19 protein-coding genes and 1 pseudogene are annotated in these 24,743 nt (G+C 71.2%); 14 read left to right on the plus strand and 6 right to left on the minus strand.

The genetic code is table 11. The features are described from left to right. The first annotated feature begins 138 nt into the window (after positions 1-138). From ACFZCY_RS38235 to ACFZCY_RS38265, 7 genes are all read left to right on the plus strand, one after another. Positions 139-642, plus strand: a complete 504-nt coding sequence (locus tag ACFZCY_RS38235) for a hypothetical protein (protein ID WP_391184242.1) — start codon at positions 139-141, stop codon at positions 640-642. Then, on the plus strand, positions 612-2,036 hold the full coding sequence (locus tag ACFZCY_RS38240; protein ID WP_391184245.1) for a hypothetical protein: 1,425 nt from the start codon (positions 612-614) through the stop codon (positions 2,034-2,036). The genes ACFZCY_RS38235 and ACFZCY_RS38240 overlap by 31 nt, the downstream gene beginning before the upstream one ends. Further along, positions 2,033-3,484 (plus strand): VWA domain-containing protein, encoded by a 1,452-nt coding sequence (locus tag ACFZCY_RS38245; protein ID WP_391184248.1) that lies wholly within the window; start codon positions 2,033-2,035, stop codon positions 3,482-3,484. The genes ACFZCY_RS38240 and ACFZCY_RS38245 overlap by 4 nt, the downstream gene beginning before the upstream one ends. 34 nt (positions 3,485-3,518) lie before the next feature. After that, positions 3,519-4,631, plus strand: a complete 1,113-nt coding sequence (locus tag ACFZCY_RS38250; protein WP_391184251.1) for an AAA family ATPase — start codon at positions 3,519-3,521, stop codon at positions 4,629-4,631. 11 nt (positions 4,632-4,642) lie between these two features. Beyond that, positions 4,643-7,474, plus strand: a complete 2,832-nt coding sequence (locus ACFZCY_RS38255) for a hypothetical protein (protein WP_391184254.1) — start codon at positions 4,643-4,645, stop codon at positions 7,472-7,474. Between the two features lie 184 nt (positions 7,475-7,658). Continuing rightward, a complete protein-coding gene (locus ACFZCY_RS38260; protein WP_391184256.1) occupies positions 7,659-8,216 on the plus strand; it encodes a carboxymuconolactone decarboxylase family protein in 558 nt (185 codons plus the stop codon). Next, positions 8,213-9,064 (plus strand): RNA polymerase sigma-70 factor, encoded by an 852-nt coding sequence (locus tag ACFZCY_RS38265; protein WP_391184259.1) that lies wholly within the window; start codon positions 8,213-8,215, stop codon positions 9,062-9,064. The genes ACFZCY_RS38260 and ACFZCY_RS38265 overlap by 4 nt, the downstream gene beginning before the upstream one ends. A gap of 26 nt (positions 9,065-9,090) precedes the next feature. Here ACFZCY_RS38265 and ACFZCY_RS38270 read toward each other — a convergent pair whose 3' ends face one another. Beyond that, on the minus strand, positions 9,091-11,445 hold the full coding sequence (locus tag ACFZCY_RS38270) for a pyruvate dehydrogenase (protein ID WP_391184262.1): 2,355 nt from the start codon (positions 11,443-11,445) through the stop codon (positions 9,091-9,093). Between the two features lie 296 nt (positions 11,446-11,741). Between ACFZCY_RS38270 and ACFZCY_RS38275 the strand changes: the two genes are divergently transcribed. From ACFZCY_RS38275 to ACFZCY_RS38295, 5 genes are read left to right on the plus strand one after another with little or no spacing between them, the layout of a single operon-like run. Continuing rightward, on the plus strand, positions 11,742-12,593 hold the full coding sequence (locus ACFZCY_RS38275; protein WP_391184264.1) for a TetR family transcriptional regulator C-terminal domain-containing protein: 852 nt from the start codon (positions 11,742-11,744) through the stop codon (positions 12,591-12,593). Between the two features lie 21 nt (positions 12,594-12,614). After that, positions 12,615-13,208: a thioesterase family protein gene (locus ACFZCY_RS38280; protein WP_391184267.1), complete on the plus strand. Its 594-nt coding sequence runs from the start codon at positions 12,615-12,617 to the stop codon at positions 13,206-13,208. A gap of 39 nt (positions 13,209-13,247) precedes the next feature. Continuing rightward, positions 13,248-14,438 carry an acyl-CoA dehydrogenase family protein gene (locus ACFZCY_RS38285; RefSeq protein ID WP_391184268.1) on the plus strand — a complete coding sequence of 397 codons (1,191 nt, stop codon included), beginning with the start codon at positions 13,248-13,250 and terminating at the stop codon, positions 14,436-14,438. Between the two features lie 7 nt (positions 14,439-14,445). After that, positions 14,446-16,527 (plus strand): acetate--CoA ligase family protein, encoded by a 2,082-nt coding sequence (locus tag ACFZCY_RS38290; protein WP_391184271.1) that lies wholly within the window; start codon positions 14,446-14,448, stop codon positions 16,525-16,527. Next, the gene (locus ACFZCY_RS38295) at positions 16,520-17,305 is read left to right on the plus strand and encodes an enoyl-CoA hydratase-related protein (protein WP_391184273.1); all 786 of its coding nucleotides are present in this window, start codon (positions 16,520-16,522) and stop codon (positions 17,303-17,305) included. The genes ACFZCY_RS38290 and ACFZCY_RS38295 overlap by 8 nt, the downstream gene beginning before the upstream one ends. 141 nt (positions 17,306-17,446) lie before the next feature. Here ACFZCY_RS38295 and ACFZCY_RS38300 read toward each other — a convergent pair whose 3' ends face one another. Continuing rightward, positions 17,447-19,717, minus strand: coding sequence for a heavy metal translocating P-type ATPase (locus ACFZCY_RS38300; protein ID WP_391184275.1), 2,271 nt, complete (start codon positions 19,715-19,717; stop codon positions 17,447-17,449). A gap of 89 nt (positions 19,718-19,806) precedes the next feature. Then, positions 19,807-20,079: a cation transporter gene (locus ACFZCY_RS38305; protein ID WP_391184277.1), complete on the minus strand. Its 273-nt coding sequence runs from the start codon at positions 20,077-20,079 to the stop codon at positions 19,807-19,809. Between the two features lie 177 nt (positions 20,080-20,256). Between ACFZCY_RS38305 and ACFZCY_RS38310 the strand changes: the two genes are divergently transcribed. Continuing rightward, positions 20,257-21,216: a hypothetical protein gene (locus ACFZCY_RS38310; RefSeq protein ID WP_391184279.1), complete on the plus strand. Its 960-nt coding sequence runs from the start codon at positions 20,257-20,259 to the stop codon at positions 21,214-21,216. Here the strand turns inward: ACFZCY_RS38310 and ACFZCY_RS38315 are convergent. Beyond that, positions 21,149-21,469, minus strand: a complete 321-nt coding sequence (locus ACFZCY_RS38315) for a thioesterase family protein (RefSeq protein ID WP_391184282.1) — start codon at positions 21,467-21,469, stop codon at positions 21,149-21,151. The genes ACFZCY_RS38310 and ACFZCY_RS38315 overlap by 68 nt on opposite strands. 56 nt (positions 21,470-21,525) lie before the next feature. Next, positions 21,526-22,308, minus strand: a complete 783-nt coding sequence (locus ACFZCY_RS38320) for an SDR family oxidoreductase (protein WP_391184284.1) — start codon at positions 22,306-22,308, stop codon at positions 21,526-21,528. 268 nt (positions 22,309-22,576) lie between these two features. Here ACFZCY_RS38320 and ACFZCY_RS38325 point away from each other — a divergent pair, with 268 nt between their 5' ends. Next, on the plus strand, positions 22,577-23,128 hold the full coding sequence (locus ACFZCY_RS38325; protein WP_391184287.1) for a hypothetical protein: 552 nt from the start codon (positions 22,577-22,579) through the stop codon (positions 23,126-23,128). A gap of 96 nt (positions 23,129-23,224) precedes the next feature. Here ACFZCY_RS38325 and ACFZCY_RS38330 read toward each other — a convergent pair. Next, positions 23,225-24,493 (minus strand): annotated as a pseudogene (locus ACFZCY_RS38330) (IS701 family transposase). Positions 24,494-24,743: the final 250 nt, after the last annotated feature.

Here is a 24,743-nt window from a genome sequence, read left to right on the forward strand (position 1 = left end):
CCCCGCTCCGCCCCACTGTCCCCTCCGCCGCCCCCGGTCGTACGTCCGTCAGCGGCGTTGTCAGTGGGCGCACGTATGTTCATTCGTGCCGCACCGCCGTGGTGCGGAAGTACCCCTGTGCACAGAGGAGATGACGCGTTGTCAGCCTGGGAGAGGTCGAGCACGGCGCGGGTGGTCCCACCCGCGCGGCCGCGCAAGCTCGCCAAGGTCCCGTTCGTCGAGCTGGCCGACGGACGTTTGCAGGGCGTGGTGTCCAGCGGCTCGGACATCGGCCGGGTCTACGTCTCGTCGGTCGCGTCCGGCACCTACGCGTTCGCCTGCAGCACCAACAACAACCGCCCCTGCGGCGGCGCGCACGGCTCGTACTGCAAGCACATCATGGCCCTGATCAGCGAGGCGGTGCTGCAGTACGGCGCCGGGCGCGTCGCCCGCTATCTGAAGGTCGAGGCCGCGGACGGCGAGCCCACCGCGCTGACCATCACCGCCGACATGGCCGACACCTTCCCCTCGCAGGCGGGATCCCAGGCCGCCGCGGCGGTCTTCAGCCGGTTCCTGCGCCACCTGACCTACCTGGAACTCGCCCCGGTCACCACGCCGTTGCCGGATATGCAGTGGTTCCCGTCGACCAGGGCGGTGGCGTGATGCGCGCCGATCTGCTCGCCGAGCCCATCGCCGACCTCGACGAAGCCCTGGCGGCCGTCGACGCCTTCGACCAGGCACTCGTCGCCGGTCTGCTCCGCCCCCAGCCGGGCCGGGCCACCGGTACGGCGGATCTCGCCGAGGCCGTCGCGGGCACGCCGCTGGCCGCCAGGGTCGCCGAGGCGGCCGAGAAGACGGCGGCCGGAGCCGCGGGCGAAGACCACTTCGTCGCCCTCGCCGCCGCCCGCACCGCACTGCTCGGGTCCGTCCATGACGCACTGCTGGCCCGGGCCCGGGAGGCGATCGCGCGGCCGGGTGGTGAGGAGATCGCCCCGGCCCCGGCGCCCGGTGGGCAGGAAGCGGTGAACCTGCTGGTCGCCGCCCGCTCCTGGCTGTCCGATCTGGCGCGCTCCGGATGGCAGGGCATCGACCACGACGTGGTCTCCGCATCGGCGCGCATCGTCTCCGAGATGCTTCCGGACCCGGCCCTGCGGCGCCTGGCGACGCTCCTCGACGGCTTCGCCACCGAACTCGCCGCGTCCTGCCCGGGCGCCGCCCTGGACCGCGTTCCGGCGCGCCGATGGGCCGACCTGTGGGCGCGGGCGCTGCTGCTGACGCTGCCCGGCGCGGCCGCCGCACCCGTGACCGGCGCGGTCACCGGCCGCCTCCTGCCCCTCGGCGTCGATGTGCGGGAACACGCGACCGCGGCACAGGCCCAGGTCCACGCGGTGTTCGAGCCCGCTGACGGCAGCACGCCCCGCCTGGTGCGGGCCAGTGTGTCGGCGCCCAAGCCCGACACGGTCGTCGGAGTCGGCATCTGGCAGCTGCTCCGGCCCCATATGTCGCTCCTGGCGGCCGTCAGCGAGGGCCGCGCGATGGACCTCACCGACATGCCGGTCACCGCCGAGGGCGACCTGCTCTGGAGCGACGAGCACGCACGCCAGGGCGAACCCGCCGACCCCTTCGCCACCGCCCGCGTCGCCCTGCCCACGGCCACCGACGCGCCGACCGCGCCCCTGGACCGGCATCCGGCGCGCATCGCCGTACCCGTCTTCCTGGAGGGCTACGCCTGCCAGAAGGACGACGACGCGCTGGCGTTCACCATCGCCGGACACCCTCTCGCCGTCGACACCGACCGCATTCCGGCCGCCGGTCCGCTCACCCCCGAGGCCGTCGCGGGGTCGAGCGCCTGCGTCGGACTGCTCCGCTGGGACGCCGGGGCGTATCGCGTCCAGCCCCTGGCCGTGGAGAAGACCGTGCGGAAGAAGGCCGTCGCCCTGCACGCCGGGGGATGGGCCGGGGGCACGACCGACAAGGCCGGAGTCAAGGCCGAGAAGGCCGCCACCGACGCCGTGGCCGCGCTGCGGGAGCGGGCCGGGAGGCTGCTGCGGAAATGACGGAGCACACCACCGAACACACCACCCCGGACCCGGCCGAGGCCACCCCGGACACGGCCCACGACAACCGCCGGCAGGTCCTGTACTGGCGGCTGCTGGCCCGCCTCTTCGACCCCGAGGAGCAGGCCACCCTGGAATCGGCGAGCCTCGCCGTCGTGGAGGACATCGGGCTGCCGTCCGCCCTGCTGGACCCGCAGGCCTCCGTCGACTCGATCGTGCAGCGCCACCCCGAGCTGGCCGACGAGTTCGACGGTCTGATGACCCCCGAGCCCGGCGGGAACGGAGCGCGCGACCGGGCCGTCGAAGTACGGCGCGCGGCGCTCGCCTCGAAGGTTCTGCTCAACGTCTTCGCCTGCGGCTCCGGCACGGTCACCGCCGGACAGCTGGCGCGCTGGCAGTCCGACGCGGGCTGGCTGGAGCGCGCCCTCGGCTGCGAGCCCGGTGAGCTGCGCGGGGGCCGCTCCGGCGGGACTCCCGGCGGAAGGGCGGCGGGGCCGGGCGTCAGCCCGACCGGCACCGGCGGCCCGGGCACCACGCCCGACCTCAGCCGGCTGATTCCGGAGATCGGCCCGGAGCTGGGCGCACTGGAGGCCGACCTCGTCAAGCGGATGCATCTGCGCGAGGTGCTGGCCGACTCCGGGCTCGCCGCGCAGCTGACACCGAGCATGTCGCTCATCGAGCAGCTGCTGCGGGACAAGGACAACCTCTCGGGCGTGGCCCTGGCCAACGCCAAGGCGCTGATCCGCCGGTTCGTCGACGAGGTCGCCGAAGTGCTGCGCACCCAGGTGGAGAAGACCACGGTCGGCGCCCTGGACCGCTCCGTCCCGCCCAAGCGGGTGTTCCGCAACCTCGACCTCGACCGCACGATCTGGAAGAACCTCACCAACTGGAGCCCGGAGGAGGAGCGGCTGTACGTCGACCGCCTCTACTACCGGCACACCGCCCGCAAGACGACGCCGCAGCGGCTGATCGTCGTCGTGGACCAGTCGGGATCGATGGTCGACTCGATGGTGAACTGCACCATCCTGGCGTCCATCTTCGCCGGGCTCCCCAAGGTGGACGTCCATCTCATCGCGTACGACACACAGGCGCTCGACCTGACGCCGTGGGTGCACGACCCCTTCGAATCCCTGCTGCGCACCAACCTCGGGGGCGGCACCGACGGCACGGTCGCCATGGCCCTGGCCCAGCCGAAGATCGCCGAGCCCCGCAACACCGTCGTGGTGTGGATCTCCGACTTCTACGAATGGCAGAGCGAGCCGCTGTTCGAGAGCATGGCCGCCATTCACCGATCGGGAGCCAAGTTCATCCCGGTCGGCTCGGTGACCAGCTCCGGACGCGGCAGTGTCAACCCGTGGTTCCGGGAGCGCTTCAAGGATCTCGGTGCGCCGGTGCTCTCCGGCCACATCCGCAAGCTCGTCCACGAGCTCAAGACGTTTCTCGCCTAGTCCCGTTTACTTACTTGCTCAGAAAGGCCCTGTGATGTCCGACCTGTTGCGCGCCCCCGCCGAGATCAAGTACGCCGAGGAGCTGGACTGGCTGGAGTCCGTCGACGACAGCCCCAAGCCCTTCTCCTGGCGCCTGTCCCCGAAGATGATCCGCCTGTTCATCCTGGGCTCCGAGCGCTCCGACGGCCTGGACCGGGAAATCGCCCAGAAGTGGTTCGGCGACCGCAGCTTCGTCGAGCGCTCCATCGTCACGCTGGCCTCCGACCGCGGCCTGCTGCTCATCGGAGACCCCGGCACCGGAAAGAGCTGGCTGGCAGAGCTGCTGTCCGCCGCGATCTCCCGCAATTCCACGCTGGTGGTGCAGGGCACGGCAGGCACCACCGAGGACCACATCAAGTACTCCTGGAACGTGTCCATGGTGATCGCCAAGGGCCAGTCGCGGGAGTCGATGATCCCCTCGCCGATCATGACCGCCATGGAGACCGGCGCGATCGGCCGCTTCGAGGAACTCACCCGCTCCACCAGCGACGTCCAGGACGCGCTGATCTCGATCCTCTCCGAGAAGTACATCTCCGTCCCCGAACTGGACAGCGACAGCATCGTCTTCGCCAAGCCCGGTTTCTCGATCATCGCCACCGCCAACAGCCGCGACCGGGGCGTCAACGACCTGTCCTCGGCCCTCAAGCGCCGCTTCAACTTCGTCCGCATCCCGGTGATGACGAACAAGAAGAGCGAGGCGGAGATCGTCCGCTTCCGCACCGAGGAGCTGCTGCGCCGCCACCAGCTCGAGCTGGATGTGCCGCCGACGCTGCTCGACGTCCTGCTGCGGAGCTTCGCCGATCTGCGCGCCTCGGCGGCCGCGGCGGGAAGCGACGACGAGAAGCTGGAGTCCGCGCTGTCCACCGCCGAACAGATCGGTGTGCTCGAGGACGCGATCCTGCACAGCAACTTCTTCGGCGAGCGCGCCCTGACCGCCCACACCCTCGCCACCTCGCTCGTCGGGTCGCTGGCCCGGCGCGAGCCCGAGGACCTGGCCATCCTCAACAAGTATCTGCACGGTGTCGTCGAGCCGCGCAGCAAGGAAGAAGGCGGGTCCTGGCCGGAGTTCCTGGAGGGCGGCCGCGACGCGATCGCCACCCTGTCATGAGCCGCCCCGCCATGAGCCACCCTGTCATGAGCGGCAGCGCGCACCAGGAAACCTTCGAAGCCCTGCGCGCGCAGCTGCGGGAGGCCGCCGCGGCGTTCGCCGACGGGCCCGACGCCCTGGAGGACATCCTCCTCGGTCTCGTCGACGACGTCGACCGCGCGGCGGGCGAGCCACTGGAGATCTTCCCCGTCTGCCACCACTCGCCCGCCTCGGCGATCGCGATGGCCCGCCGTCTGCGCCAGAAGCAGCCGAAGGTCGTGTACCTGGAGCTGTGCGAGGACATGGCGCCGCTGCTGACCGAGCTGCGCAACTGCCGGCTCCCGGTGGCGGTCCAGGCGTTCGCGACCGACGTCGACGGCTTCCCGGCCGAATGGTCCCCGCTGTCGGTGGTCGCACCGGTCACCGAGGCCTCGGCCGAGTACCAGGCGATCGCCTACGCGCTGGACACCCCCGGAGTCGAGCTGGTCCTCGTCGACCGTTCCTCGGACCACGTCTTCCAGTGGGACACGCGCGGCACGCGCCCCGAGGAGCCCGGCGCCGACGCGGGGGAGCCGGGCGCGCCCGCCGCCGACGAAGAGGCCGCGCTGCACGGCGACGCGGTCGGCGTGGAGATCGGCGATCTGCGGCCGCGCTTCGCGCAGCTGGAGGAGCACCTGCTGCGGCACGGCAAGGTGCGGCACTGGTCGGAGTGGTGGCACCAGTACGTCGAGCTGCCGCTCGGCGACGGCGACCACGACACCTACCGCCAGGTCATGTTCCTGATCGGCAGCCTCTTCCGGCGCCTCGCGCCCGGCGACCCGCACCGGGTGCGCGTGGACGAGGACCGCGAGCGCCACATGTGGACCAGGATGCGCGAGCACCTGGCCGCGACCGGCACCGATCCCGCGGACTGCCTCTACGTCTGCGGCGCCTTCCACGCCGCCAGCCGCGTCGAGGAGTTCGGCGTCCACGGCGCAGACACCTACCGGATCAGCCCGCGTACCGCCACCACATGGCAGTACGGCCTGATCCCGTCCAGCCACGCCGCGATCGAGGCGCAGTTCGGCCTCGCCGCCGGCTCGGTGTCGATCGCCGCGACGGTCTGGGCGAAGAACGTCAAGCGCACCCGGGTGGAGCCGTACCGCCTGGCGGGACAGGCGGGTGCGAAGAAGACCAAGCCCCGGAAGCACACGGCCGCTCCCGCGCCCACCACCCCGGCACCGGCCTCCGACAAGCTGACCGGCTTCCTGCGGCAACCGCCCGTCCTGGACCGGCTGGACGAGACCGAACTGCTCGGCTGGTCGGTGGAGATCGTGCGCGCCGCCCGCCGGAACGGCTATCTCGCCTCCACCGCCGACGCCATCGCCGTGTTCGAGACGTCGATCCTGCTGGCCGGGATGCGCGACCGGGCCAAGCCCACCCCGTACGACTTCCAGGACGCGGCCGTCACCTGCATCGAGAAGGACACCGTGCCCGGCCGACGCGATGTGCGCCGCCTCGTGGAGATCATGATGGGCGGCGACCGGATCGGGAAGGTCGGCTACGACGCGCTGCCACCGCTGGCCCGCGACGTGCACGACCGGCTCGCGCCGCTGAACCTGAAGCTCCAGCAGCGCGGCGTGCAGCGGGCGCTGCTGGACATCGCCTCCCGGCCTGAGCTCCAGCAGTGCTCCGACGTGCTGTGGATCCTGCGCCATCTGATGCCGCACGGCACCGCGCGGCCGATCATGGGCGAGCGGACCCTCGGGGAGCGGCCGATCCAGGAGTCGTGGGACGTGGCGCTGGGCACCCATCAGCGGGCGCTCATCGAGCTGGGCTACGAGGGCGTCAGCATCGAGCAGGTCTTGGAGCAGCGCCTTCGCCGCACGGCGTACGACCCCCGGGCCACCGCGGCGACCGTCCTCGAAGCCGTCGAGGACGCGACGCTGTACCTGCGCGGCCGCCGTCTCGCCGATGAGCTGGGCACCCGCGCCCTGGAGGTGCTGTCCGCCGAGCGCAGCGTCGACGGGGCACCGGAGGTGCTGCGCCGGGTGCGGCGGCTGCTGGCGTACTACCGCACCAGCGAGCCGGTGCTGCCGCCGTGGATCGAGTCCTTCGTCAAGGCCGGATACGCGCACTACTGCACCCTGCTGCCGACGGCGTTCACCGACGACGACGCCACCGTCCGCCAGGTGGCGGCGATGCTGGGCTTCCTGTTCAGCATGGAGGGCCTGGCGCTGTCGCTGGGCTGCGACCGCACCCAGCTGGAGCTGGCCGTCGCCCAGTCGCATCCGCGGGACCCGTCGAAGACGGCGCTGCTGTGGGCGGCACAGCAGCAGCTCGGGCACCTCTCCCGCACCGACCTTCGGGCGAGGTGCGACGAGCTGCTGGCCAACCCCCTGGTGGTGCCCGCCTATCCGCGCTACCTCAGCGGCTTCGTCCACGCCCTGGAGCCCGTCCCGGGCCTCACCGGCTTCGTCGTGGAGGCGGTGTCGAACGCCTTCGGGCGGCTGCCGGACGCGGTGCTCCTGCCCTGGCTGCCGACCCTGATCACCACCCTGCGGTCGGGCGGCGCCGAACTGGCCCCCCTGCTGATCCGCGAGGCCGGACGGATCTTCCCCGGCCGTCTCGCGGCGCTGGACGCCTGGGTGCCGCCGTGGCAAGCGCAACCCGAGCCGGAGACGGCTCGCCCCGCGCCCCGCGCGGACGGCCACCGCCGTGGCGCGCTGCTCGCCGCCCACCCCGCGACCTGCGACGCGGTGGCGGACCTGCTGGGCTGCGACGGGACATGGGCGGCGGCGGACTCCCACCCGGCGGGCGCGGCACTGGCCGGTCGCCATCCGGACACGGCCGTGGCCCTGGAGGCGCTGCTGAGCGGCACCTGACCTCGACGCACCCGCATGCCGCCGGGCCCGGCGCCGTACCGCCGGGCCTCCGGCGCCCATGACCCCGATGTCACACTCCGGCGCTCTCCCTTGTCACACCTCCGGAAGCTTCGAAAGACCCGCGCGACCAGACATGCGCGCCACGGATACGACAACCACGGATACGACAAGAGGAGCACCCGCCATGGCCCGGATCTCGCTCACCCCGCCCCGCACCTTGCTCAACCGCGTCGGCGCCTGGTACTCCCGCCGCACCTACGGCAAGGTGCTCGACCCCGGCCTGGCCGTCGGCCACAACGCGCGGGTGCTGCTCGCCTACGTCCGGCAGGAGCGCGGCGCCGCCAGGTGGAACCGCCTCGACCCGAGCCTCAAGCACCTCGCCGTCATGGCCACGGCAGCCAAGATCAACTGCTCATGGTGCATGGACTTCGGCCACTGGGAGGCCGGCACCCTCGGACTGCCCATGGACAAGATCTCCAAGGTCGCGCAGTGGCGTGACCACCGGGAGGACTTCACCGCGCTGGAGCTGCTCGTCCTGGAGTACGCCGAGGCCATGACCGAGACCGCGCCCCGCGTCACCGACGAGCTGGCCGCCGCGCTGCTGGAACGGCTCGGCGAGGCCGCCTTCGTCGAACTCACCGCGATGGTCGCCCTGGAAAACTACCGCTCCCGCGTCAACAGCGCCTTCGGCCTGGTCAGCCAGGGCTTCTCGGACGCCTGCGCGGTACCGTCACGGGTGTGATCGACGCGACCACCTTCGAACAACACCGCCGGATGCTGTTCGGCGTCGCCTACCGCATGCTCGGCAGTGTCGCCGACGCCGAAGACCTGGTGCAGGACACATGGCTGCGCTGCAGTCAGGTGTCCACCGCCGTGGACAACCCGGCCGGCTATCTGACCCGTACGGTCACCAACCTCGCGCTCAACCGGCTCACCTCTGCCGCCGCCACCCGCGAGCGGTACGTCGGGCCCTGGCTGCCCGAACCGCTGATCACTCAGCCCGACGCCGCCGAGGGGGTGGAGCTGGCCGAGTCGGTCTCCCTCGCCATGCTCGTCGTCCTGGACAACCTCTCACCGCTGGAGCGGGCGGTCTTCGTCCTCAAGGAGGCCTTCGGCTTCTCGTACAAGGAGATCGCCGGAATGCTCGAGCGCGGCGAGGCGGCCGTACGGCAGGTCGGCCACCGGGCCAGGTCACACGTCCAGGCCCGGCGGCCGCGCTACGACACACCGGCCGAGGTGCGGCGGAAGGTCACCGACGAGTTCCTGGCCGCCTGTCTCGGCGGTGACCTGAACCGGATGATGGAGCTGCTCGCCCCCGATGTGACGGCGTGGAGCGACGGCGGCGGCAAGGTGAAGGCCGCCCTCCACCCGCAGCGCGGCGCGGACAAGGTCGCCCGCTTCCTGGCCGCCGTCCTCACCCAGCCGATGGACGACCCCCGGGTGCACGCGGTGGACGTGAACGGCCGGCCCGGGCTGCTGCTCACCGTCGCGGGCCGCTCGGACACCGTCGCCTGCGCGGAGGTCGCCGACGGCCGGATCACGGAGATCCGCATCATCCGCAACCCGGACAAGCTGCGGCACCTCTCCTAGGACTGCCGGCCGGTGGCGGTCAGGGCTCAGTCGACGAGGTCGAGGGCGGCGGTGAGAACGCTGTCGCTGTCGATGCCGTGGTACCGGTAGACCTCGTCGAGGGCGCCGCACTGGCCGAACCGGGTCACACCGAGCGTGGTGACGGGCACCTGATGCACGGTGGCGAGGAAGGCCAGGGTGTGCGGGTGGCCGTCGAGCACGGTGACCAGCGGGGTGGCCCGGTCGGCGGGGAAGACCCGGTCGAGGATCCAGTCCGGTTCCTCCGCCAGGCCGCGCCGGGCCTGGAGGGCACGGAACAGCAGGTCCGGGCTGGTCACGCACACCACGTCGGCGCCATGGCCGAGAGCGTCGAGCCGTTCGGCCGCGGCCAGTGCCTCGGGGACCAGGGCACCCATCGCCGCGATCGTCACCACCGGCTTGTCGTGGCGCCGCAACCGGTACGCGCCCGCGACCACCTGCCGGCGCCGTCGTTCCCGCGCGGCGGGGTCGGTGGGCACGGCGGCCAGGGACTGGTCCACCGGCCGGGTGGACAGCCGCAAGTAGGCCGAACTCCCCTGCGGGCGGCCGAGGTTGCCCAACGCGGTGAGCAGACACCATTCGGTGTCGATGGCGAAGGCGGGCTCGTAGGACACACATCCCGGCTGCTCTATGCCGAGCGAAGGGGTGGTGATCGACTGGTGTGCGCCGCCCTCCGGGGCGAGGGTGACACCGGACGGGGTGCCCACCAGAATGGACTGCCCGCCCGCGTACATGCCGAAGGACCACGGCTCGAGTGCTCGGTTGACGAAGGGGTCGTACACTACGCCGATGGGCAGCAGCGGCTGCCCCCAGCGGCTCCAGGTGGCGCCCAGCTCGCCCAGCAGCCCCACCAGGTTGGTCTCGGCGATGCCCAGCTCCACATGCTGGCCGGTCGGCTTCTCCCGCCAGTGCAGGATCGTCTCGGCGTCGTCGGCGAACCAGTCGGTGCCCTCCGTGGCCGACCACACCCCGACCTTGTTCAGCCAGCCGCCCAGGTTGGTGGTCGAGCTGACGTCCGGGCTGACGGTGACGATCCGGCCCGCCGCCTCCGGTGCCCGGCGGGTGAGGTCCAGCAGCGCCCTCCCGAGCGCCTGCTGGGTGTGGCCGGTCCCGGTGGGCGCCGGGCGGCCGAGGTCGGCCGGAACGGCGGGCGGCTGCCGCGGCTCACGCTCGGGCCGGTGCAGCCGCTGCGCGGCGGCCGCGCACAGGGACGCCTCCGCCGAGCCGTCGGGGAAGAGGGCCCAGGGGCGCTGCAGATCCGCCCCCAGCCGCTCGGCGAGCGGGCGCATCTGGTCGCCCGTCAGCAGCGAGGAGTGGTTCTGCGGATGCCCCTCGACGGGCAGCCCGTGACCCTTGACCGTGTACGCGAAGATCACGGTCGGCCGGGTGTCGTCGATGGTGCCGTACGCCTCCAGGAGGGCGCCGAGGTCATGGCCGCCCAGGTTGCGCAGCGCGGCAAGCAGCGTAGCGTCGTCCAGTCGCGCGATGAGCCCGGCGATGGGGCCCGCCGTGGAGCCGCTGCCGGGCAGCCGTTCGCGCAGCTGGCCGGCGGTGCAGCGCAGCAGGCGCTGGTACTCGGGGTTGCCCATGGCGTCGATGCGGGTGCGCAGGGCGTCGCCGCCGGGCCGGGTGAACAACTCGCGCAGCAGACAGCCGTACTTGAGCGTGAGCACCTGCCAGCCGGCGGCCGTGAACATGCCCTGCAGACGGCCGGCGGCGATGCCGGGCACCACGCGGTCCAGGGACTGCCGGTTCAGGTCGACGATCCACGTCACCTCGCCCAGGGAGGACACCACCGGGTCCTGGATCGCCTCCCAGATCGCCCCCTCGTCCAGCTCCGCGTCGCCGAGCAGGGAGTACTGCCGTCCCGTCCCGGCGCCTCCGAAGCGCCCTTCCACATAGCGCCGCGCGAGCGCACCCCACAGGGGAGCGGTGGCGCCGATACCGACCGAGCCGGTGGAGTAGTCCACGCGGTCGGGATCCTTGGACCGGCTGGGGTAGCTCTGCAGTCCGCCGAACGCGCGAAGCGTCGTCAGATAGGACTCGTCCAGCTCGCCGAGCAGGTAGTTGATGGCGTGCAGCACCGGTGAGGCATGGGGCTTGACCGACACCCGGTCCTCGGCCGTCAGCGTGTGGAACCACAGCGCCGTCATGATCGAGGTCATCGACGCGCTGGACGCCTGGTGGCCGCCGACCTTCAGCCCCGTGGGGTTCGGCCGTACCCGGTTGGCATGGTCGATCATGGCCGTGGACAGCCACAGCACCCGGCGCTCGACCGCTTCCAGCGTGCCGAGCGTGCCGAGGTGTTCCTTCCCGGCCGGGTCCTTGCCCGGGGCACCCGAGAAGGTCGCGTCCATGACCACATCAACCACCTCCGCCGCCTGGACCTGGTGTCCAGGAATACCGTGTGATGCGAGAAGTAGACAGAGCGCTCCCCTTCTGCGCAACATGTCTCCTTCCGACTGGGCACATTGCCCACTGCCCCGGGGGATGAGACGGTCCCGATTGATCAACGTGACCAATGACCCGGCGGCCGACGTCACCGACGTGAAGCCCCCTCCGTGGCGGAGCGCTCGGTTCCGTAACGAGCCGCGTTGCGATGTGATTGACGCGTCAGCCGGTATTGCGGGTTTCGCAACACGCCCCTAGGGTCGGCGGCATGCTGCACACTGCGGACGCGACGCGTCAGCGGGTGCGCGAAGTGCTGCGCGGATACCCGGGCAGCCAGCGCGCCTTCGCCGACGAGATGGGGCTCGACCCCACCAAGCTGTCCAAGTCGCTGAGCGGGGCCCGGCGGTTCACCCCCGCCGAACTGACCAGGATCGCCGAGATCGGCAACGTCACGGTGAACTGGCTGGTCAACGGCAGCGACGAGGCGGACACGGTGTCCGCCGTTCCGCAGCGCAGCGCGCGGCAACCGGTACGCGGCGGTGACACCAGCCGGTACCGGCAGATCCTCGACGCGGCCTGGCGCCTCATCGCCGAGCGCGGCTACCACGCGGTGCGGGTGGCGGACGTGGCGGAGGCCTGCGGCACGAGCGCCGCCACCATCCACTACTACTTCCCGGGCCGCGACGGCCTGCTCACCGAGGCACTGCGCCATTCGGTACAGCAGGCATTCGACCGCCAGGTCGCGGAACTGCACAGCATCGAGGCCGCGGACCAACGGCTGCTGCGCCTGGTCGAGCTGCAACTGCCCACACCGGGCGCGTTGCAGCGGGAATGGTCGATCTGGCTGCAGGTGTGGAACGAGACGGCGCTGCGCCCGGAGCTGCGGGCGCTGCACACCGATTCCTACGCCCGCTACCACGAGACGGTCGCCCGGACGATCGCCGAAGGCCAGGCCCAGGGCGTTTTCACCGACGCCGATCCCGAGGAGCTGGCGGTCTCCCTGACCGCCCTGATCGACGGTCTGGGCATCCAGGTGCTCACCGGCCGCCCCGGCCGGACCGTCGAGCGGATGCGTCGGATCCTCTACGACTTCGTACAACGCGAGATCCTCCGGAACTGACGTCAGGAACAGGAGCCGGGTATGGCCGACGCCTCCCATCCGACCGACGCCTCCAATACCACCGATGCTGACAAACCCACCCGGGTGGTCACGCCCTACGAGGGCACCGGCCATCGCGCATGGGACGACACCGCCGACATCCCCGCCCCCTTGACGTTGCACCGCACCACCGTCAGCCCGGTCTGGGTGGACTACAACGGCCACATGAGCGAGTCGTGTTACCTGCTGGTCTTCGGGGACAACGCGGACGCCTTCTTCCGCTACATCGGCATCGACGAGCGGTACCGTGCCAAGGGCCACTCGCTGTACACGGTGGAAACCCATCTGCACAACCGCCGCGAGGTGGCCGAGGGCGAGCCGATCCGGCTGACCCTCCGCGTCCTGGACCACGACGCCAAGCGGGTCCACGTCTTCCACGAAATGCACCACGGCACCACCGGCACCCTGCTGGCCACGGCCGAACAGATGCTGGTGCACGTCGACATGGAGCGGGGAAGGTCGTGCCCGATGCCCGCGGCACTGCTCCAGCGGCTGGCCGCGATCCAGCAGGCACACACGGCCCTGCCCCGACCCGAGGTCGTTGGCCGCCCGATGGGGATCCCCCGCCGCGGCTGAAGCCCCTTCGCTCCCGTCCCACCGCCCCCAGGAGCCGCCATGGATTTCGAACTCACCGACGAACAGCGCCTGATCGTGGAGACGGTGCGCACGTTCGTCACGACCGAGCTGGAGCCGCACGAGGACGAGGTCGAGCGGCTCGACGAAGTGCCGCCCGCGCTGGCCGAGCGGATCCGCCGAAAGGCCCTCGACGCCGGGCTCTACGCCGCCAACATGCCCGAAGAGCTGGGTGGCGGCGGCCTGGACGCCACCAGCATGACCCTCGTCGAACGCGAGCTGGGCCGCGCCGCATACGCCCTGCAGATGCTCGTCGCACGACCGAGCAACATCCTCCAGGCCTGCGAAGGCGAGCAACGCGAGCGCTACCTGCTCCCGGCCGTTCGCGGGGAACGCCATGACTGCCTGGCCATGACCGAACCCGGCGCCGGGTCCGACGTACGCTCGATGACCACGCGCGCGGTCCCGGACGGCGGCGACTACGTCATCAACGGCACCAAACACTTCATCAGCCACGCCGACGCGGCGGATTTCGTCATCCTCTTCGCCACCACGGGCGCCACCACGGGTGCCACCGCCGACGCCACCGCCGACGACACCGAGCGTGGGCGGAAGAACCCGATCACGGCGTTCCTGGTGGACCTGGACACCCCGGGCCTCACCGTCACCCGTGGCTCGGCGTGCGTATCGCACCGGGGCTACCACCAGTGCGAGCTGTCGTTCACGGACTGCCGTATCCCCGCGGGCCAGCGCCTCGGGGAAGAGGGACACGGCTTCGACCTGATGGGGGAGTGGCTGGGCGCCAGCCGGCTCAGCGTCGCCGCCACCAGCGTCGGCCGCGCCCGGCGCGTCCTGGACCTCGCCACCGGGTGGGCCGCCGAACGCAGCCAGTTCGGCCGGACGATCGGCCGGTTCCAGGGCGTCGGCTTCCCCCTGGCCGACATGGCCACCGAACTGGAAGCCGCGGAACTGCTGACCATGCGGGCGGCGTGGAAACTCGACCAGGGCACCATGACCGACCGGGACGCGGCGATGGCGAAGCTGTACGCCTCCGAGGCGCTGGGCCGGATCACCGACCGGGCGGTGCAGATCTTCGGCGGCATGGGGCTGATGGCGGAGCTGCCGATCGAACGGTTCTGGCGCGACGCCCGCGTGGAACGCATCTGGGACGGCACCAGCGAAATCCAGCGCCACATCATCTCCCGGTCCCTGCTGCGCCCCCTCGGATCGTGAGCCGGGGATGGGCACCCGGGACCATCTCCGGCGCCTGCTGAGCCCGCGCCACATCGCGGTGTTCGGCGGCGACACCGCGGCCGGGGCGATCCGGCAGTGCCGCCGCACGGGCTTCACCGGAACCATCTGGCCCGTCCACCCCAGGCGTACGAGCATCGAGGGCCTGCCCTGCTACCCGAACGCCTCCGCGTTGCCCGAGCCACCGGACGCCTCGTTCCTCGCCGTGCCGAGGGATGCCACCGTGGAGGTGCTGGCGGAACTCGCCGCACGCGACGCGGGCGGAGCGGTCTGCCACGCGGCGGGCTTCGCCGAGGACGGACCGACCGGTGCGCGGTGGCAGCGCGAGTTCGTCCGTGCCGCCGGCCGGATGGCGGTGATCGGGCCCAACTGCGTCGGGACGCTCGACTACCTCGACGGTGCCGCGCTCTGGGCCGACCAGCACGGCGGGCGGCGGGTTGACCGCGGCGTCGCCGTCATCACGCAGAGCGGCAACATCGGCCAGAACCTGACCATGCAGCGCAGATCGATGCCGCTGGCCCGGCTCATGACGGTCGGCAACGCCGCCGTGACCGGGGTGGCCGAGCTGGTGGAAGCCCTGCTGGACGATCCCCGGATCACCGCGATCGGCCTGCACCTGGAGGGCATCGACGATCCCGCGGGCCTGTCCCGGGCCGCCGTACGCGCGCTCCACCGGCGCGTCCCGATCGTCGTGCTGAAGACCGGCCGGTCGGAACTGGGCGGCCGGGCCAATCTGAGCCACACGAGTTCCCTGGCGGGGTCCGATGTGCTCTGCGACGCCTTCTTCCGGCGCCTGGGAATGGCCCGGGTGCACCAGGTCGCCACCTTTCTGGAGACGTTGAAGTATCTGCACGTCCACGGGGCGCGGCCCGGGGCGCGGATCGCCTCCGCGAGTTGTTCGGGAGGCGAGGCGTCGCTCCTGGCAGACCTCGCCCACGACCACGACGTCGCGCTGCCGCCGTTCCCCCACGACACCGCCCGGCGGCTGGACCAGGTGCTCGGCGAACGCGTATCGGTCGCCAACCCCTTGGACTACCACACCTACATCTGGGGCGACTTCGACGCACAGCGGGACTGCTTCCGCGCGTACCTCACCACCGGTTTCGACATGCATCTCCTGATGCTCGACTTCCCGCGGGCGGATCGCTGCTCCCCGGAGGCGTGGCAGACCACCCTGGACGCCTACCTGGCCGCACGCCGCCACGCCGGTGCGCCCGCCTGTGTGGTCAGTTCGCTGCCGGAGGGGCTGCCGGATCCGGTGCGCACCCGGCTGCTGGACGAAGGCGTCGCCCCGATGCAGGGAATCGCCGAATGTCTGGCGGCGATCGCGGCAGCGCGCCAGGTCGGACTGGCCCACGTGGCCGCCGATACGGTCCAGCCGCTCGAACCGGCCACCGAGCCGGGAGCCGAAGCGCTCCCGCTCGACGAGTGGCAGGGGAAGCGGGCCCTCGCCGAGTGGGGTGTGCCCGTACCGGCGGGCGCCATGGCCACCGCCGAGACGGCGGCCGAAGTGGCCCGGGACATCGGATTCCCCGTGGTGGTGAAGGCCGCGTCGGAGGCGATCGCGCACAAGAGCGACGTCGGCGGCGTCCACCTCGGGCTGACCGGGGAAGAGCACGTGCGCGACGCGGTGGCGGGCATGGCAGGGCTCTCGCGGCGCTTCCTGGTGGAGCGCATGGTCCGCGGTGCGGTGGCGGAACTGATCGTCGGGGTCCACCGGGACCCGCAGTTCGGTCCGGCGCTCACCATCGGCGCGGGCGGCACCATGGTCGAACTGCTCGACGACGCGGTGACCCTGCTGCTGCCCGTACGGCGGGACGAGATCCACGCCGCCCTGCGGAGCCTGCGTATCTGGCCCCTGCTGAACGGCTTCCGCGGACAACCACCGGGTGACGTCGAAGCGGTCGTCGGGACGGTGACGGCCGTGGCCGACTACGCGCGCGGCCACGCGCACACACTCGTGGAGCTCGACATCAACCCCCTGCTGGTACTTCCCGGCCACGGCGGCGTGGTGGCCGCCGATGTGCTGATCCGGCTGGGTACCGACGAACGAGGAGGACTGGATGGCTGACCCGGTACGCATGGAGGCCGACGGCGGCATCCTGGTGGTGACCCTGGACCGCCCCAAGGCGAACGCGATCGACGTGGCCACGAGCCGCGCGCTCCACTCGGCCTTCGACAGGCTGGCCCGGGACGAGTCGCTGCGCGTGGCGGTGCTCATAGGCGCCGGGCAGCGGTTCTTCTCGGCGGGATGGGATCTCAAGGCCGCGGCGTCGGGCGAAGCGATCGACGCCGATCACGGTCCCGGCGGCTTCGCCGGTCTCACCGAACTCTTCGCCCTCGACAAGCCCGTCATCGCTGCCGTCAACGGCCTCGCCCTCGGCGGCGGCTTCGAACTCGCCCTGGCCGCCGACCTGATCGTCGCCGCCGGCCACGCGGAGTTCGCCCTGCCGGAGGTCACGCTCGGCATGATCCCCGACTCCGGCGGGGTGCTGCGGCTTCCCCGGCGCCTCCCGGCGGCGGTGGCCACCGACCTCCTGCTCACCGGGCGCCGGATGCCCGCCCACGAGGCGGAACGATGGGGACTGGTCAACCGTGTCGTCGACGGGCCCGAACTCCCGGAGGCGGCCCTGCGGTTGGCGCGCGACATCTGCGCCGGGGCGCCACTGGCGGTGGCGGCCATCAAGGAAATCCTGCGGACCACGGCCGGTTCCACCATCGAGGAAGGCTATGAGCGACTGCGCCACGGCGACCTGCCCGCATACCGCGCCATGCTGACATCCGGCGACGCGGAGGAGGGCCCGCGGGCCTTCGCCGAAAAGCGCCACCCGCGATGGACCGGCCGCTGACTCGGCGGCCGCCATGGCCTGGGCCACGCGGTCCGCGCGCCCGGAAACCCCCTCAGCCGTCGTTCGGCGGAGCCGTCTGAGGATGTCGTCCCGATGGTTCTGATAACCGGCCACCGTGGCCTCCTTGTCATCGTCCCCGGCTCATCGGTCCGCGGCCTGGAAGCCACGGAGCCGGAGGCTGTTCCCGACCACGAACACGGAGGAGAAGGCCATGGCGGCTCCGGCGATCATCGGGTTGAGGAGTCCGGAGGCGGCGAGGGGGAGGGCGGCGACGTTGTAGGCGAAGGCCCAGAAGAGGTTGGACTTGATGGTGCCCAGGGTCTTGCGGGACAGCCGGATGGCGTCGGCCGCGGCCCTGAGGTCGCCGCGCACCAGGGTCAGGTCTCCGGCCTCGATGGCGGCGTCGGTGCCGGTGCCCATCGCGAGGCCGAGGTCGGCCTGGGCGAGGGCCGCGGCGTCGTTGACGCCGTCGCCGACCATCGCCACCGAACGGCCCTCGGACTGCAGCCGCTTGACCACGTCCACCTTGTCCTGCGGCATGACCTCGGCGATCACATGCTCGGAGTCCACGCCCACCTCGGCGGCCACCGCCTCGGCGACGGTCTTGTTGTCGCCGGTCAGCAGGATCGGGGTGAGACCGAGGCGCCGCAGCCGCCTGATCGCTTCCGCGCTGGTGTCCTTGACCGCGTCGGCCACCTCCAGGACCGCACGGGCCTCGCCGTCCCACGCCACCGCGATGGCGGTACGTCCGGCGGCTTCCGCCTCCGCCTTGGCCCGCTCCAGCTCCGAGGGCAGGAAGATGGCCCACTCGGCCAACAGCTTGCTCCGGCCGACCAGCACCGCGTGGCCCTCCACGACACCCTGGACACCGAGCCCGGCGACGCCCGCGAAATCCTCGGGGGTCGGCAGGCTGCCCACCTGGGCGGCCGCCCCTGCCGCGACGGCCTGGGCGATGGGGTGTTCGGAGGAGTGCTCCAGAGCGCCCGCGAGCCGCAGCACATCCGTCTCGTCCGTGCCCTCGGCGGTGTGCACCGCGAGCAGCGTCATCCGGCCGGTGGTGACGGTGCCGGTCTTGTCCAGCACGATGATGTCCACCTTGCGCGTGGTCTCCAGGACTTCGGGCCCCTTGATGAGTATGCCGAGCTGGGCGCCGCGGCCGGTGCCGACCATGAGGGCGGTCGGGGTGGCCAGGCCCAGGGCGCACGGGCAGGCGATGATGAGGACGGCGACCGCGGCGGTGAAGGCGGCGGTCAGCCCCGCGCCGTTGCCCAGCCAGAAGCCCAGGGTGCCGAGGGCCAGGGCGATCACGACCGGGACGAAGACCGCCGAGATCTTGTCGGCGAGCCGCTGAGCTGCCGCTTTGCCGTTCTGCGCGTCCTCCACCAGCTTGGCCATGCGGGCGAGCTGGGTGTCGGCGCCGACCCGGGTTGCCTCCACGACCAGACGGCCACCGGCGTTGAGCGTGGCCCCGGTGACGCTGTCGCCGACACCGACCTCGACCGGAACCGACTCACCGGTGAGCATGGAGGCGTCGATCGCGGACGTGCCCTCGGCGATCGTGCCGTCGGTGGCGATCTTCTCTCCGGGCCGGACCAGGAACCGGTCGCCGACCGCCAACTCGCTGACGGGCACGCGCTGTTCGTGCCCGCCGCGCAGGACCGTGACCTCCTTGGCACCCAGTTCCATCAGTGCCCTGAGCGCCGCGCCCGCTTTCCGCTTCGACCGCGCCTCGAAGTACCGACCGGCGAGGATGAACGCGGTGACACCGGCCGCGGCCTCCAGGTAGATGTTCCCGGCGCCGTCGGTGCGGGCGATGGTGAACTCGAAGGCGTGCGTCATGCCGGGCGTGCCGGCCGTGCCGAAGAACAGGGCCCACAGCGACCACAGGAACGCCGCGGTCGTGCCGACGGATATCAGCGTGTCCATGGTGGCCGCGCCGTGCCGGGCGTTGGTCCAGGCCGCCTTGTGGAAGGGCCAGGCGGCGTACGTCACCACGGGCGCGGCCAGTGTCAGGGACAGCCACTGCCAGTACTCGAACTGCAACGCGGGGACCATCGCCATCGCGATCACGGGGACCGCGAGAGCCACGGCGGCGGTCAACCTCTGACGCAGCGGCCGCAGTTCGCCGGTTCCTTCGCCATCCGCGTCGGAGCCCGGCGCCGAATCAGTGTGCACGCGGTCCGGCTCGGGCTCCCGGGCGGTGTATCCGGTGGCCTCGACCGTGGCGATCAGTTCCGCGACGGCGATGTCCTCCCGGAACGTGACCTTCGCCTTCTCCGTGGCGTAGTTGACGGTGGCCTCGACCCCGTCCATGCGGTTGAGCTTCTTCTCGATCCGGGCGGCGCACGAGGCGCAGGTCATGCCGCCGATGGCGAGTTCGACCTCTTCGGCGCCGGGCGTGGTGGTGGTCATGTCTGCTCCTCGCAGCTCACGGATGTGACACGGGAAGGAAGGGTGGGGCGGGGCCGTGGCCGGGGCGGCCCCGCCCCGGGTGGGGCAGGTCAGCCGTCCACGCGGCCGACGAAGTCGTAGCCGGCCTCGTCGACGGTCGTGGCGATCAGCTTGTCGAGCGTCTCGTCGGGCATGGCGGTGGTCGTGACGGTCACCAGGCCGGTGCCGATCTCGACCTTGACGGCCTTGATGTCGTCGAGGGCTTCCACGGCTTTGGTGACGACGCCCTGGCAGTGAGCGCTGCCGACGCCGTTGACCTTGTAGACGGCCGTGCTCTCCGAGGTGGTGTGGCAGCTTCCGTCGGGGGTGCAGCAGTCGGACACGGTTCCTCCGGAATCGATGGGCGTTGTACCCCAGGGGGGTATGTCTGGGACTCCGTCTTGTATACCCCCCTCCCGTATTATTCGCAAGGCCCGACGTGGCTTGACACAGTACCCCCTAGGGGTATGTTGAAGTGCGGAAGGCCGCATCACGGGCGGCCAGGAGACGAGGAGTGCGCCATGAACACCGGACTGCGGATCACCGCCTTCGCCGCCGCGCTCGCCGCGACCTTCGGCACCGCGTACGGCGTGGGCAGCGGGGTCGGCGAGATCTCGCCCGAACCCACGAGCTCGGCTCACGGGGAGCACGCGGGCGCCGCACGTGCTGAGAAGGGTGGCGGTCATGAGGGAAGCCATGACGGGGGCCGAGCGGCCACCCCGTCCGGAGGCCTGCAGATCTCCGACGGGGGCTACACCCTCGATCTGAAGACTCCGCACCTCCAGGCCGGCAAGCGCGCCGACCTACGCTTCGCCGTCGTGCGGAACGCGTCGGGACGTCAGGTCACCGGCTACACCCGGGAACACGACAAGGAACTCCACCTGATCGTCGCTTCGCGCGAGCTGACGGAGTACCGCCATCTGCACCCGACCCGGGCAGCAGACGGCACCTGGTCCACTCCCGTGGACCTGCCCCAGGCCGGCGGCTACCGCGTCTTCGCGGACTTCAAGCCCAAGGGCGGGGAAGCGCTCACGCTCGGCGCCGACCTCGCTGTGTCCGGAGCGTACGAGCCGAAAGCGCTGCCCGCGCGCCACACCACGGCCAGGGTCGACGGATACGAGGTCGAGCTGGGCGGCGGCCTGACCCCGGGCAAGGCCGGTGAGTTGACGCTGACCGTCGCCAAGGACGGCAAGCCGGTGCGCGACCTCCAGCCCTACCTCGGCGCCTACGGCCACCTGGTCGCCCTGCGCTCCGGCGACCTCGCCTACCTGCACGTGCACCCCAACGGCGAACCGGGCGACGGCAAGACCGAGCCCGGCCCCGGCATCTCCTTCACGGCGACGGCGCCGAGCCCCGGTGCGTACCGGCTGTTCCTGGACTTCAAACACCAGGGCAAGGTCCGCACGGCGGCCTTCACGGTGCACACGCAAGGCACGGGCGAAAAGGCGGACAGCATCGCCGAACCCGAGCACTCGCACTGACGGCCGTGATCAGCGCCCCGTCGGGTACGAGGCGTCGGGTCTCGAGGTCGAGCACGCCGGCGCGCAGTTCGCGGTGGTAGCGAATGGTGGTCTCCAGGTTGACCGGCCCCAGCCCGGACCGTGACATCTCCAGCGGGTCGACGCCGGCCTCCCGTACGCAGGTCCAGCGGGCGTGGTCGGCGAAGTCCACGTAGGCGGATCCTCGTAGATGGCCGTTGGTGTCCAGGTCGCTGTGACGGACAGCGAGCCGCACGCGAAACGGCCGGTCGGGGGCCGGGCCAGGCTCGGCGGCGGGTGGGGGAGCGGCGGTCAGTTGCGCCCGGCCATGACACCGCCGTCGATGTCCCGGACCGCGCCGGTGACCCAGTCCGTCCGGTCCGACAGCAGGAACGCCACCGTGGCGGCGACGTCGTCGGGGGTTCCCGTCCGGCCGAGGGGGTGGAAGGAATTGAAGCCGTCGAGCGCGGAGTCCAGCTCCGCCTTGGGGATGAACTCCTCGTAGATGGGGGTCCGGACGACGGCGGGGGCCACCGCGTTGACGCGGATGCCGTGCGGGGCGAGCTCCATGGCCAGGTGCTGCGTGAGGGAGTGCAGACCGGCCTTGGCCATCGAGTACGCCGACGACGGCGTGGCGGCGACGGACTGGTGGGCCCACATGGAACCGACGTTGACGATGGAGCCCCGGGCGCCGCGGGCGATCATGTTGCCGGCGACGGTCTGGGTGAGGAAGAAGAAGGCCCGGTTGAGGGCCTGGTAGCGGTCGTAGTCCTCGGCCGTGTGCTCCAGGAAGGGCTTCGGGGCGAACACACCGGCCGCGTTGACGAGGAGGTCGGCGTCGGCGTGGTCCTCGGCCAGGTCGGCGCGCAGCCGCTCGACGGCATCGGTGTCGCCGAGGTCGGCGGCCAGGGCGGTGACGTTGCCGGAGCCCATCAGCGCGTCAGTGGCTTCTGCGGTGCTGGAAGGGGTCCGGCCGGTGATGACGACGCTGCCACCGGCGTCGAGGACGTGGCGGGCGACGGCAAGGCCCATACCGCTGGTGCCGCCGATGATGATGGCCTTCTTGCCGGTGAGGTCGAAAGTGGTGCGGGACATGTTTGTGCTCCTCATAGTACTCCAGCCGTAGATCGTGATCTTCATGTCTGATTCGCGGTTGGGTGCGGCTCTACCGTAGGAGCGCTGACCTGCGGCTGCGGGGTTGGGGATGTCACCCTGATCCGGAAGGTCCCTGCGGAAGCGCTACACCCCCGAGAGCGCCGGTCGTTGAGCGGCCTAACCCCTAAGGCAGCCCTCCGGGTGCGCTAGGGGATCATCCCGATACCCCACAGCCGGACCGGATAGGGACCGTATGGGCATGACCTCAATGGCACGCACAACCCGACTGCTCTCCGTCCTCATCCCCTTCCTGCTGCTGTGCTACGGCGTGCTTCGCCTGATCGACGGCATGGACGGCGACCACGGACCCGGGGTGGCCTGGAACCTCGGCCACACGTTCTTCCTCGCCGCCTTCCTCCTGCTCGGCGCCTTCGTCGTGGAGCTGCGCGGCCTCGTTCCCGCGGCCACCGTCCGGATGCGAACCGCCGCCAGTGCCGCCATGGTCGCCGGAGCATTCGGCGCAGGCTGCTTCGTCTGGGTTATCCTCGGCGATCTGTTCTCTGACTTGGCCGACTCGGCCCCGCTGCCCGACCTTCTCAAGTTGGCAGGCCCGCTCGCCTTCCAGCTCGGCATGCTCACCCTGCTGGTCATGCTGGCAGCCGCACGGCCCAGGCGGCTGCCCGTGTGGAGCCCGGCGCTCGTGTTCGTGTCCTTCGCCCTGATCACGGTCAACCTCGACCTGATCCCGCTCGCGGCCGTCGGCCTCATAGCCGGCCTCGCACCGCTGGCCCGCAACCGCACACTCCGCACAGCGCCGTAGGCCCACATACCGCGTCAGCGCCTGGGGTAGTGACAGCCTAGTAGGGTACGGCTCTTCCATAGAGAACGCTGACCTGCGGTTACCGGTATGGGGACTTCACCCTGATCCGGAAGGTCCCTGCGGAAGAGCTACACCCTTCGCGCTTTGTCGGCGGTAATGGCTGGCCTGGGCTCGGGCCTGATGGCGACGCCGCCAAGCGGACCAGCCGAGCCGGTGGGCCGCATCATGCACGGGCTGGACGACCAGCGTCGTGAACAGTCGCTGGATCTCGTTGCAGGTGAGCGGGATCAGCTCGTCCGGGGTGGGATGGCGGGCGTGTTCGTCGGCGCGGACGACGGTGAGGAAGGCGTGGGCGAGCATGGCCAGGGTGACCCAGCGCGACCACGAGGTGAAGCGGCGGGCCTGGTGCTCGTCCAGTCCGGCCAGGCCCTTTCCGGCCTGGAAAGTCTCCTCCACCCGCCATCTCGACCCGGCGATGCGCACCAGCGCGGCCAGTGGCGCCGTGGCGGGTGACCAGCAGCGGTAGTAGGCGAGTTCACCGGTGGTGCGGTTGCGGCGGATCAGCAGCTGATGGCTGCCGGGGCGGGGTTCGGCCAGGTCGATGACGGCCCAGTCGTAGAAGCGGTGCCCCTTGGCACCGGCCCCGGCTGACAGCTTCTGTCAGGCCTGTTTGGGCACCTTCGCGGCCAGGGCATCCGCGCGGAACTTCCCCGCGCCGGTGGTGAGTTCATGTGAGCAGGCGACGGCGAGCACGTAGCCGACCTGGCGTTCTTCCAGCGCGGAGCGCAGCTTTGGGTTGCCGCCGTAGACCTCGTCTGCCGCGACCCAGTCGGCGCGGTGCCCGGCATCGAGGAACCGGCCGATCATGCGGGCGGCCAGCTCCGGCTTGGTCGCGAAGACGGTGTCCTCGTCCAGGCCCGCGACGCGGCAGCGATCTGGCTTGCGCGTCCAGGCGCGCGGGATGTACAGCTCCCGGTCCACCGCCGCGTGCCCGCGCAGTCCCGTGTAGACGAGGTAGATAGCGACTTGCGCGTTTTCGATCCTCCCGGCGGTGCCGGTGTACTGACGCTGGACACCGACGGTGTGCGTGCCCTTCTTCACGTCCCCGGCCTCGTCGACGACCAGCACCGCGCCCTCGTCGTGTAGATGCTCCAGCACGTACTCGCGCAGGTCATCGCGTACCCGGCCGGCATCCCACTTGGCCCGGCCGAGCAGGTGCTGCATGCCGTCCGGACTGGTCTCCCCGGCCCACTCGGCGATACTCCAGCAGTTCTTGCGCGGAAGGTCCGACAGCAGCCCCAGCACCAAGTCCCTCACGCGGCGCCGGGGTTCAACCCGCGAGAACCGGCTCGCTATCCGGGACATCAGGACCTCGAACGCCTCCTGCCAGCAGGCAGGGTCTACGCTGTGACCTGCGGCCAGCGCGTGATCTTCAGTCTTCACACACCGATAATCAGTGGTGGCCGTACTCGTCCCCGCACCTGCCCCCAGCCCCAAGATCACGATCTACGGCTGGAGTACTAGGGCCTGTGTGATGTTGTGATCAGCCAGTTGCCTTCAGGAGGTCGTCGATCCAGATCATCGAGGCACGGAGGTGGAGGCCGGCGAGGTAGCT

The organism is Streptomyces sp. NPDC007983 (assembly GCF_042958345.1).
In the GTDB taxonomy this organism is placed as follows: Bacteria; Actinomycetota; Actinomycetes; order Streptomycetales; family Streptomycetaceae; genus Streptomyces.

Excerpts from the sequence above, each read along its gene's own strand:
- ACFZCY_RS38245 (WP_391184248.1), top strand. The coding sequence starts at position 2,033 with ATGACGGAGCACACCACCGAACACACCACCCCGGACCCGGCCGAGGCC.
- ACFZCY_RS38250 (WP_391184251.1), top strand. The coding sequence starts at position 3,519 with ATGTCCGACCTGTTGCGCGCCCCCGCCGAGATCAAGTACGCCGAGGAG.
- ACFZCY_RS38255 (WP_391184254.1), top strand. The coding sequence starts at position 4,643 with ATGAGCCACCCTGTCATGAGCGGCAGCGCGCACCAGGAAACCTTCGAA.
- ACFZCY_RS38260 (WP_391184256.1), top strand. The coding sequence starts at position 7,659 with ATGGCCCGGATCTCGCTCACCCCGCCCCGCACCTTGCTCAACCGCGTC.
- ACFZCY_RS38275 (WP_391184264.1), top strand. The coding sequence starts at position 11,742 with ATGCTGCACACTGCGGACGCGACGCGTCAGCGGGTGCGCGAAGTGCTG.
- ACFZCY_RS38280 (WP_391184267.1), top strand. The coding sequence starts at position 12,615 with ATGGCCGACGCCTCCCATCCGACCGACGCCTCCAATACCACCGATGCT.
- ACFZCY_RS38285 (WP_391184268.1), top strand. The coding sequence starts at position 13,248 with ATGGATTTCGAACTCACCGACGAACAGCGCCTGATCGTGGAGACGGTG.
- ACFZCY_RS38290 (WP_391184271.1), top strand. The coding sequence starts at position 14,446 with ATGGGCACCCGGGACCATCTCCGGCGCCTGCTGAGCCCGCGCCACATC.
- ACFZCY_RS38295 (WP_391184273.1), top strand. The coding sequence starts at position 16,520 with ATGGCTGACCCGGTACGCATGGAGGCCGACGGCGGCATCCTGGTGGTG.
- ACFZCY_RS38300 (WP_391184275.1), bottom strand. The coding sequence starts at position 19,717 with ATGACCACCACCACGCCCGGCGCCGAAGAGGTCGAACTCGCCATCGGC.
- ACFZCY_RS38310 (WP_391184279.1), top strand. The coding sequence starts at position 20,257 with ATGAACACCGGACTGCGGATCACCGCCTTCGCCGCCGCGCTCGCCGCG.
- ACFZCY_RS38320 (WP_391184284.1), bottom strand. The coding sequence starts at position 22,308 with ATGTCCCGCACCACTTTCGACCTCACCGGCAAGAAGGCCATCATCATC.
- ACFZCY_RS38325 (WP_391184287.1), top strand. The coding sequence starts at position 22,577 with ATGGCACGCACAACCCGACTGCTCTCCGTCCTCATCCCCTTCCTGCTG.